A 9,749-nucleotide genomic window follows, 5' to 3' on the forward strand; every position below is an offset into this window, starting at 1 on the left:
ACGGCGAGTGCGCAAGGTGAAGCTCGCGGCGGCCAGCCCCGCGCTCGTCCGACGAGGGGCTGTCCTCCTGGAGGATGCACTGCGCACCGCATCCCTTCCGGATGCGCCCGGAGGCCGAGTGCTGGTCATCCGCCAGCTGTCGCTCGGAACGATTCACGCGGACCGCAGCCCGGCCACGCTCTCGCTCGCCGTGGAGCAACGCGTGCGCGAGCTGGCGCTGCTCGCGGTGCATGCGAGGTCGCAGTCCGCCGCCACCGCGCAGGCGGTCTACTTCCAGGATGAACTGGAACCCTTCGTGATGCTGGCCACCCGGCTTGCCCAAGGGTTGCCCCTGGACGCCTGGTTCTGGCGGTTGGCCGTTCCTGAGCTGCACCCGGGGACGTCCCGAGACGAGGCGCTCCGCCTCGCGCTCGCCAGCGCCTTGCGGACGAGGCCTGGCCATGCCGCCGGGGTGACGCTCGTCTCCGAGCTGCACGCGCTCGGCGCACTGGCCCCTCTGTTGGGCGCGCTGCGATGGCAGGATGGACCCGCGCTTGCCCGAGCCTGGTGGGGGCACCTGCCATCCCGCCCGGCGCCGCGGCTGCCCTTGGACGACGTGGGCTCGACGGAGCAGGTCTCCGAACCGCTCTGGAGTACGCTCGCGCGCTGGGCACGAGCCTGGGGCGCTGGCGACGCCCGTGCCTTGTGGCTGGCCGCGGTGGCGCTCTGCACACGCATGCCATCCCGGGTGGCCGCGCCCGATCTTCCGTCGAGGGCATGGCGGGTGCTGGGGGCGCTCCAGGCTTCCCCTACGGCACACCTGCCCACGCCACGGGAACCGCCCCAACAAGCCCCTCCGAAGCCGGACGCACGCACTGTCCCCGCCGCTACGGGCGTGGTTCCGGGCATCGCCGCGTCGTCACCTCCATCGCCGCGGGCTCTTTCCGGCGCGCCTTCTTCCGACGACGTAACGAAGCCCCTGCAAGCCACACCCGCGTCCCCGGCCGACGTGACTGCGGCTCCGCGGCGGATGGCGCGCCCCGCGACTGAGGACACCGACGGGGCGCCCGGAGACATCGGGACCACGCCTCAGGACACGCCCCTGCGCTACGTGACGGAGGAAGCGCTCCCCACAGCCGCTGGGGGGCTGCTCTTCCTCGTGCCCATGCTGAACGCACTGGGCCTCGAGGAGTTCCTTGCGGGCCACCCGGCCCTTGCCGACCTTGGAATCCCGGAGCGCTTTCTCCGTCACGTCGCCGAGCGCCTGGGTGTTCCCTCGACGGACCCATTGTTCCGCGTGCTCCAAGAGGCCGCGGCGCCGTTGCCCGAGCCCAACCCCTTCGTCCTCCCCGGGCGCTTCCAGGCAGGCGTCGGCGCGCGAGCACCGTTCCGTCTCGTCCGCGAACCCACCGGACGCTGCGTTGCCTTCGATGCACGAACCCGGGTACCGCTCGCCTCGACGTCTCACGGGGAAGCGCTGCCCCCACCCTTCGACCGATGCCTCACGACGCCCCTGGCGCATCGACTCCCCTGGGATGACGCCACCCTCATGCTGCGCGCGGCCCTCCTCACGGTGGGCCGCGTCACGCGACGACTGGCACACATGGGACTGAGAGCGCTCGTCCTCCGTCCCGGACGTCTCGTCGCGACACGCACGCATCTGGACATCGTCTTCGCTTCCTCGCAGGTGGATATCCGCATCCGCCGCGCGGGGCTCGACATCAACCCGGGCTGGGTTCCCTGGCTCGCCCGCGTCATCCAATACCACTATCAATACGACGAGACCGGAGCATGACGACGTCCTCCCTGCCCCTTCGCACCACGGTCCTCGCGGCGTTGGCCCTCACACAGGAGGACTCAGGGGATGGAGAGGCCATCGAGCTGCGCTTCCTGCGACAACACCTGGATGCAACAGGGCGGGACTGGGTCGCTCGCGCTCGGGAGCGCCTCACGCGTCCGGGTTCCGAGGATGCTGGACTCGTCATGCTCGGCGAAGCGCTCGGGCTCTCCCTGGTGGAACTCCTGGCAGTGGTCCTGGTCGCTGCCGTCGAGCAGGACCCGATGGTGGGCCGGGCCGTCGCGTACCTTCAAGCGCCCGTGGGGGCCTCCCGACCAACGCTGGGACTGGTTTCCAGCGCGCTGGCGCCGGCCGCTTCCGGAAGCCAGGAGGCCCTGCTCCTTCTCACCGCCGGAGCGGCACTGGGCAGTGGGCTGCTGACACGCCTCCGGGAGGAGCTGCCACTGTGTGAACAAACGCTGGCCATGCCGCTGCCGCTCTTCCTGGCGCTGTCCGGCCACGACGTCACCTGGCCTGGGGCAACGCTCGGCTCGGCCCGCCACATGGAAGTACCGCTGCCCCCCTCCATCATGGATGGCGTGCACCGGTATGCGCGCTTTATCGCAGACAAGCCTCGGTCGACCCTCGTGCTGCGCGGCACGTCCCTCTCTGAAACCCGCACCGTGGCGGCCGCGGTCGCAATGTCGCTCGGGCGCGCGCCCCTCTTCCTCGGAGCAGAGCAACAGCCGGGATTGGGGCCCTTCCTGCTTCAGCGAGGACTGCTCCCCATCCATGTCCACGAGCTCGGGCCCGGTGAGCGGAAGGTCCTTCCCAACCTGCCGTACTACGGCGGCCCTGTGCTGGCCATCACCGGTCCAGAGGGCACGCTCGACGCGGCGGACCGCGCGGTGTTGCGCTGGTCCGTTCCACGACCTCCCAGCGATGAACGGCGAGCACTGTGGGAGTCCTCATTGGGTGCACCGGAGCTCGCGGAGGAGCTGGCCCGACGGCACCGCCAGGGAGCAGGACGGATTGCCCAACTTGGCCGGCTGGCGCGACAGAAGGCAGAGCTGGATGGGCGGCCGGAGCCCGAGCTTGAGGACGTGCTCGCAGCGGCGTGGGTGGCGGAATCCGAGGGCATGAGCACGCTCGCGGAGCCCTTGATGGACGCCATCCACGACGACGCCATCGTCCTCGTGCCCCAGGTGAAACGAGAACTGGAGCTGCTCCTGGCGCGGTGCCGCGCTCGGGACGATCTGGTCCACGGCCTGGGCCCCTCCGCGACGGTGCGCTATCGAGCGGGTGTCCGGGCACTCTTCATGGGCGCGTCGGGCACGGGCAAGACGCTCGCCGCGGGCTGGTTGGCCACGAAACTCGGGCTGCCGCTCTACCGCGTGGACCTGGCCTCAGTGACCAGCAAGTACATCGGTGAGACGGAGAAGAACCTCTCGCAGCTCTTCGCGCGGGCCGAGCATGCCGACCTGGTGCTGCTCTTCGATGAGGCGGACTCGCTCTTCGCCAAGCGCACCGACGTGAAGGACTCGAACGACCGGTTCGCCAACGCACAGACGAACTACCTGCTCCAGCGAATCGAGGCGTTCGACGGCGTGGCCATCCTGACCAGCAACAGCAAGAGCCGGTTCGATTCAGCCTTTACGCGGCGCCTCGATGCCATCATCGACTTCACCCTGCCCGGACCCGCCGAGCGGCGCGCGCTCTGGACCACACACCTGGGCATGGCGCACGAACTTCCCGCCAAGGAACTGAGCCGACTGGCGGCGACGGCTGACCTGGCCGGAGGGCAGATTCGCAACGTGGTGTTGACGGCCGCGCTCATTGCGCGTGAGGCGGGACGCTCCATCCAACCACCGGACATCATCGAGGCGCTCGTGCATGAGTACCGGAAGCAGGGCCGCGAGCCCCCCTCCGAGTTCCGCACCACGCCCCAGGGTACCGCTGGCAGCGCCCGTGACACATGGCGCCGCTAGCGTGGCAGTCCACCCGGCCCCCTTCTGCTCATCACCTCTTCGATTCTGATTTGCGCACCTTGTATTTCAGCCAGAGCATGTCGCCCTTCCGCGGCTCGGCGGAGACCAGCTTCAGATGGCGGACCGGTCCCCTGCCCTCGCCCGCATCGAATAGCGAAGGCGTTCCGATGGAGCCATCCGCGATGGGAGCCATCAGCACGCTCAGCTCGTCAATCAGGTCCGCGGCCAGGAAGGAGCCGTTGATCTTGCCGCCTCCCTCCAGGAGCAACCGCTTGATGCCGAAGTCCTTCCGGAGCTTTTCGAGCACCCGCTTCAGGTTCAGCTCCGTCTTTCCGCCAAACAGGTAGGAGACGCCCTTTGATTGGAGGAAGGCCAGGTAGTCGTCAGAGACCTGCTCCGTGAGAATGGTGACGACGTGCTCGTCATCGATGGAGCCCGACTTCCAGGTGAGCTTGCCCGAGGGGTCCAGCGCGATGGCGTAGGACTCCGCGTCGCGCCTCGCGATGAAGTCCGTCCTCGGAATCGGCTGCCCTGCCTTGCGTACTGGAACCTTCGACATCCCCGCGTAGGGCTCCATCGAAATCCGGCCAATCATCCAGGCGTCGGCGTCGAACGTCTCCGCCGTCCGCTCGTACTCGGACAGGGCGCGCGACGAGAGCTTCCAGCCCTTCGTGACGATGCGCCCATCGACGGAGGGCACCATGTGACAAATCACGTACGGGCGCTTCGCTCTGCTCATCTGATTTCTCCTCGGACGCTGGGCGCGGTCGTCAGGGTGACGTCTTCTGCGTCTGTCCCAGCGGGTGCGTATGCCATGCGGTCCGCGCACACGGCTCGAACGTGACGCTCGCACCGAATCCACGCGCGGGCGCAGGTGCTTGGAACAAGGGGTCGATTCGCACGTTTCCCGTGAAGCTCTCGGCAGGACCTTTGCTCGACGGCTGGGTGCCGTTTCGTTTGATGTCCATGGCTCAGCGCCCCGTGACTTTCTCCAGCGCCTCCGGATAGCGAGCGCCCTGGACGGTGATTTTCGAAGCCGCGTCGTTGATCTCCTGGAGGTCTTTCGGCGACAGCTCGATGTCGGCCGCGCCGAGGTTCTCCTCGAGCCGACTCTGCTTCGTGGTGCCCGGGATGGGCGCAATCCAGGGCTTCTGGGCGAGCAACCACGCGATGGCAATCTGCGCAGGTGTCGCCTTCTTCTTGGCGCAGACTGTCTGCAGCAGCTCGACCAGCGTCTGATTCGCCTTCCGGGCCTCGGGCGTGAAACGTGGGACGATGTTGCGGAAGTCGTCCTTGGAGAACGAGGTCTTGTCGTCAATCTTCCCGGTCAGGAAGCCCTTGCCGAGCGGACTGAAGGGAACGAAGCCGATGCCGAGCTCCTCCAGCGTCGGCAACACTTCCTCCTCCGGCTTCCGCCACCAGAGTGAGTACTCGCTCTGCAACGCGGTCACCGGCTGAACCGCGTGCACGCGCCGGATGGTCTGCACACCCGCTTCGGAGAGCCCGAAGTGCTTGACCTTGCCTTCGCTAATCAGGTCCTTCACCGCGCCCGCGACGTCCTCGATGGGCACTTCCGGGTCCACGCGGTGCTGGTAGAAGAGGTCGATGGCATCGACCTTGAGCCGCTTGAGTGAGGCCTCGGCGACGGCCTTGATGTGCTCGGGCCGGCTGTCGAAGCCGCTCCACCTCGCTTCGCCGGGGACGGCCGGCTTGAAGCCGAACTTGGTGGCGATGACCACCTTTCCTCGGAACGGCGCCAGGGCCTCGCCCACCAGTTCCTCATTCGTGAGGGGGCCATACACTTCGGCGGTGTCGAAGAAGGTGACACCACGTTCCACCGCGGCGTGGATGAGATTGATCATCTCCTGCCGGTCCGCGGGCGGGCCGTAGCCGAAGCTCATGCCCATGCAGCCAAGACCGATGGCGGAGACCTCGAGATTCCCTTTCCCAAGCTTGCGCTTTTTCATGATGGGCTCTCCTTGAAAGTTCGCGTGTGAGGACTCACAGCACCTGCTTCGTGGGACGCAGCAGGACCTCGTTGATGTCCACGTCGGCGGGTTGCTCGATGGCGAAGGCGATGGCCCTCGCGACGGAGTCCGCGGGAATCGCCAACTGCTGGTACATCTCCTTCACGCTGGCGGCGGTCTCCGGGTCCGAGCTCCCCATGGGCAGTTCGGACTGCACCGCGCCCGGGGAGATGATGGTCGTGCGGATGGAACCACCCACCTCCTGCCGCAGACCTTCAGAGATGGCGCGCACGGCGAACTTGGTACCAGCGTACACCGCGGCGCCCATGCTGACCTTGTGCCCCGCCACCGAGGAGATGTTGATGAAGTGGCCGCTGTTCTGCCGCTGGAACACCGGGAGCGCCGCGGCGATGCCGTAGAGGACACCCTTGATGTTGGTGTCGACCATCCGGTCCCACTCGTCCACCAGCGTCTTCGCCACCGGCGCGAGCGACATCAGGCCCGCGTTGTTCACCAGGACGTCGATGCGTCCGAACCTGCCGACGGCGGCCTGGATGAACGCCGCGACCTCGGCTCGCTTCGTGACATCCACCGCCCGGGCACTCGCCTGTCCGCCTCCCCGCTCGATGTCCGCAACCACGGCGGCGAGCTTGTCCGTTCGCCGCGCGCCGAGGAATACCTTCGCGCCTCGGGAAGCGAGGTGACGGGCGGTCTCCGCGCCCAGCCCGCTGCTGGCCCCCGTGATGACGACGACCTTCCCTTGAATGCTCGACATCTTCCTTCTCCTGGCTTCGGGACACTGCGTCCCGCGTCTACGAAGAGAAGTACGCACCGCCATCGCCCACGACTACACGCCGATGCGGCGATAGGCCTTGAAGGCACGCTGAAGAATCCGACGCGCTGCTCGACCGCCCCGACGCGGCGAGCAGCCGCTGTGACGTCGTGGGAAGGCACGCGTCATGAAGGCCCAGGGCGCCCGGCAATCCCAGGGGCACCGAGAGAATGACGACCAGCGGCAGGGTGAAGCTCTCGTACTGGGCGGAGAGCACGAGGAAGGCGAGGAGCAGGCCGAGCCCGAAGAGGACGAGCGGCTGCCCACCACGCTCCTGCTGCTCCAGCAAGAGGCCGGACCTCGCCGTGCTCGTGCCCGGTGGCGACACCTGCGCGGCCCGTTCCTGCATGGCGGCCAGGGCCCGCCCGAGCGACACCCCAGGCGCCGCCTGTCCGCTGAGTTCCGCCGAGCGGGAAAGGATAAGGGGATGCGGTGTGCCTTCGAGCGCAGCCAGGGCCGTGGCGCGCCCGGTGTCGCTGAGTCGTTCACGGAACGTCGGGGGCGAACTGGCAGCGGACGCGCGCGTCAGGCCTTCAGGCTCGCCATGTCGATGACGAAGCGGTTGCGGACGTTTGGCCGCCTACCGCAAGCGCTGAACGGACGCGAAGCGCGTCATCCAGCTCTTGCTGGGTCGCGACAACACGGCAGGTCATGGACGGCGTGACCTCAGTCCCGCAGCGGGCCCTTTGTCGGCGCGTTCCGATTCAGGCTCTGGGGCAGCAGCCGCTTCTTCTCGCGCTGCTCCTTCAGGACCTTGTCGAGCGCCTCACGGATGTCTTGCGGCAGAGGCTGCGCCGCCACCGCGCTGCACCGATTCCGGGTCTCCAGCGGGTCCTCCGTGAGGTCGTAGCACTCGTATTCACGGGGGATGAAGCGCGCCGTTGCGACCTCGTCCGTGTTCCCCGCCGCACCCGCGAAGAAGCGCGGGTTGTCCGAGTAGCAGCTGTACTTCCAGAGCGTGTCTCCCGTGAGTTCGGGAAGGCGGGTGACCACCGTCTCGATGTGCTTAGGCTGGATGACGCCCGCGAACTCCTGGCCGGTGAGGTTGTTGGTCATCTGGAGCCCCGACTCGACGTTGTCGTCGGTCATGAAATAGATGGGCTCATGCCGCTCGGACTCCCGTCCCAGCACCAGACCGGACAGGTCCCTGCCCACCAGCGGCTGCGCCTCCGAGTGGTCCCGCGCCAGCTCTCGCCGGGCCGCATCCGCGTCGATTCCGGCGAGTCCCAGCAGCGTCGGCACCAGGTCCACGTGCGACGTCACCAACTCCGTCCTCCGGGGCTCAGGAAACAGCCCTGGATTGGAGATGACGCACGGCACGTGCAGCGTCTCCTGATAGGCGTTGTACCACTTCTGCATCATGCCGCCGTGAGCCCCGAGCATCTCACCATGGTCGGACGTGAGGACGACGATGGTGTTGTCGAAGAAGGAGGTCTTCTTGAGATGCTCGTAGACTCGCTGGATGTGTTTACTCACCTCCGCCATGAGGAAGTAATAGAACTGCCGGTACGACGCGGTATCGCGCTGCGGCAGGTACATGCGCGGATACGTGTAGACGTAGTCCTTCTGACAGCGCGGCTTGCTTTCGAGTGACTCGCCTGCCGTCGGCGAAGCGGCCACCTCCGGCAGCTTCCCCGCTTGCTGAAGGTTGCTGAACTCGGTGAACCAGGGCAGGCCCGAGAAGACGATGTCGTGCGGATTGACGAAGGAACTCACGACGAGCCACGGCGCCGCGTCACCCTTCGCGGCCTGGTGGTCCAGGTCGCTCAGCAGCCGTCATGTCACGACCTCCTGATGGGGAACGCAAACTGTAACTCAGAAGGCCGTGACGCATGACGGCCCCAGCACGTCGTTCTACTGCAGCGCGTCCATCAGCGCCGACTGGAGCGTCCTCCGGTTCTGCGGGAAGCCCTGATTGGGATAGGGCCGGGCTCCGCTCAGGAACTGCACATACTTCTGATACATCGGGTCGGAACGCGCGGGCTCCTGCTGATAGAAAGCCTGGGTGGCCTGCAGCAGATAGCGCGGCGTCGTGCCCTGCGGCGCGTCCCCGCTGAAGGCGATGAGGCTGCGCACCTCCGGGTCCTTCATGAAGTCGGTGAAGGCCCGGGCGTCCTCGGCACACGTCCCCGTGCACTGCGCATTGACCACCAGCGCATCCACGAACACCGCGGGCGCGGAGCCCGTGCCCAGCGGAACGGAGATGACTTCTGGAAGCGCCATGCCCGGGTTGGCCTTCCGGACGAAGAACAGGCGCTCCGTGTAGCCCATGAAGCCGTTGGCCTGCCCCAAGGCGAACGCCTCTTCCGCCCGCGAATTATCCGCATAGGTGCCGTCGAGGCATGGGTTGATGCCTGCCTCCAGCTCACAGCTCTTCACCACGTCCTCGAACGAATCCAGCGCCGACGCGTCCAGCGGCAGCGACAGCGCCTGGGACAACACGCCCGTGGGATTCGTGTCGGCCCAGGCGTCCAAGTAGGACGAGGGCAGCGTCCAGCTTCCGCTGTAGTTGGCCGCCAACGGACGCATCCCCGGTGCCACGTCCGTGAGGATCTGAACCAGGGAATCGCCATCCGTGGCCGACGACAGGTGGGGGCTGTTCGAGTAGACGACGTAGCTGCACAGGTAGGTCGGCACCCCGTAGCTCTGGCCAGCGATGGAGACGGCTTGTTCCGCCGCCGGATGCGCGGCCCCGGCCTCCAGGGCGACGGGCTGCACCCACCCCTTCGACACGAGGTCACCCATGATGAGCGTGTCGATCTCCACCACCTGCGCGGCCCCTGCTCCCTGCCCGAGGAGCTGGTTCAGGGTGCCTCCTTCATCCAGGTCATAGAGGTCCAGCTTCGCGTCGAACACGATGTCCACGTCGATGTCCGAATGCTCTCGCTCGAAATCCGTCTCGAGCCGCTGCTTGAGGCTGGCGAAGCCATCCCCCGCCGAGTCCGGGATGTAGGGGAAGAGGACAACCTTCAACGGCCGTGGAGCCTCGGGTTCGGGGTCCGAGCAGGCGCCCAGGGACAGGGCGAGGACGCAGGGCAAAGCTCTCCATTGCATGGCGTGTCTCCGGCGAAATGAGGGGGACCGCCCCGCACGAATGCGGGAGCGGCATTGCTCCTCAGTCTACCGCTTCCGCCCGACGAGGCTTGGGCAGCACGCCTGCGTCTGTCTTTGGAGCCGGTGGGCACCAACCTGTCAGGTCGATGCCC

At 67.2% G+C, this 9,749-nt stretch carries 8 protein-coding genes; 2 read left to right on the forward strand and 6 right to left on the reverse strand.

The genetic code is table 11. The features are described from left to right. Nucleotides 1-7 precede the first annotated feature (7 nt). Nucleotides 8-1,774: a hypothetical protein gene (locus OZ403_RS23370; RefSeq protein ID WP_268781781.1), complete on the forward strand. Its 1,767-nt coding sequence runs from the start codon at nucleotides 8-10 to the stop codon at nucleotides 1,772-1,774. Continuing rightward, nucleotides 1,771-3,744, forward strand: coding sequence for an ATP-binding protein (locus OZ403_RS23375; RefSeq protein ID WP_268781782.1), 1,974 nt, complete (start codon nucleotides 1,771-1,773; stop codon nucleotides 3,742-3,744). Before OZ403_RS23370 ends, OZ403_RS23375 begins: the two co-directional genes overlap by 4 nt. 31 nt (nucleotides 3,745-3,775) lie before the next feature. Here OZ403_RS23375 and OZ403_RS23380 read toward each other — a convergent pair whose 3' ends face one another. The 6 genes from OZ403_RS23380 to OZ403_RS23405 all read right to left on the reverse strand — a co-directional run bounded on the left by OZ403_RS23380 (nucleotide 3,776) and on the right by OZ403_RS23405 (nucleotide 9,597). After that, nucleotides 3,776-4,483, reverse strand: a complete 708-nt coding sequence (locus OZ403_RS23380) for a RibD family protein (RefSeq protein ID WP_140855694.1) — start codon at nucleotides 4,481-4,483, stop codon at nucleotides 3,776-3,778. Nucleotides 4,484-4,715: 232 nt separating this feature from the next. Then, on the reverse strand, nucleotides 4,716-5,711 hold the full coding sequence (locus tag OZ403_RS23385; protein WP_268781783.1) for an aldo/keto reductase: 996 nt from the start codon (nucleotides 5,709-5,711) through the stop codon (nucleotides 4,716-4,718). 34 nt (nucleotides 5,712-5,745) lie between these two features. After that, nucleotides 5,746-6,486 carry an SDR family oxidoreductase gene (locus tag OZ403_RS23390; protein ID WP_140855698.1) on the reverse strand — a complete coding sequence of 247 codons (741 nt, stop codon included), beginning with the start codon at nucleotides 6,484-6,486 and terminating at the stop codon, nucleotides 5,746-5,748. A gap of 37 nt (nucleotides 6,487-6,523) precedes the next feature. After that, nucleotides 6,524-7,072 (reverse strand): efflux RND transporter permease subunit, encoded by a 549-nt coding sequence (locus OZ403_RS23395; protein ID WP_140855700.1) that lies wholly within the window; start codon nucleotides 7,070-7,072, stop codon nucleotides 6,524-6,526. A gap of 137 nt (nucleotides 7,073-7,209) precedes the next feature. Further along, nucleotides 7,210-8,259 carry a sulfatase-like hydrolase/transferase gene (locus OZ403_RS23400; protein WP_237081411.1) on the reverse strand — a complete coding sequence of 350 codons (1,050 nt, stop codon included), beginning with the start codon at nucleotides 8,257-8,259 and terminating at the stop codon, nucleotides 7,210-7,212. A gap of 138 nt (nucleotides 8,260-8,397) precedes the next feature. Next, nucleotides 8,398-9,597: an extracellular solute-binding protein gene (locus OZ403_RS23405; RefSeq protein ID WP_140876020.1), complete on the reverse strand. Its 1,200-nt coding sequence runs from the start codon at nucleotides 9,595-9,597 to the stop codon at nucleotides 8,398-8,400. Nucleotides 9,598-9,749 lie beyond the last annotated feature (152 nt).

Origin of the sequence: Myxococcus sp. NMCA1 (genome assembly GCF_026810205.1) — a bacterium.
Lineage (GTDB): Bacteria > Myxococcota > Myxococcia > Myxococcales > Myxococcaceae > Myxococcus > Myxococcus xanthus_A.

Coding starts and splice junctions, on each gene's coding strand:
- OZ403_RS23390 (WP_140855698.1), bottom strand. CDS start 6,486: ATGTCGAGCATTCAAGGGAAGGTCGTCGTCATCACGGGGGCCAGCAGC.
- OZ403_RS23375 (WP_268781782.1), top strand. CDS start 1,771: ATGACGACGTCCTCCCTGCCCCTTCGCACCACGGTCCTCGCGGCGTTG.
- OZ403_RS23405 (WP_140876020.1), bottom strand. CDS start 9,597: ATGCAATGGAGAGCTTTGCCCTGCGTCCTCGCCCTGTCCCTGGGCGCC.
- OZ403_RS23385 (WP_268781783.1), bottom strand. CDS start 5,711: ATGAAAAAGCGCAAGCTTGGGAAAGGGAATCTCGAGGTCTCCGCCATC.
- OZ403_RS23380 (WP_140855694.1), bottom strand. CDS start 4,483: ATGAGCAGAGCGAAGCGCCCGTACGTGATTTGTCACATGGTGCCCTCC.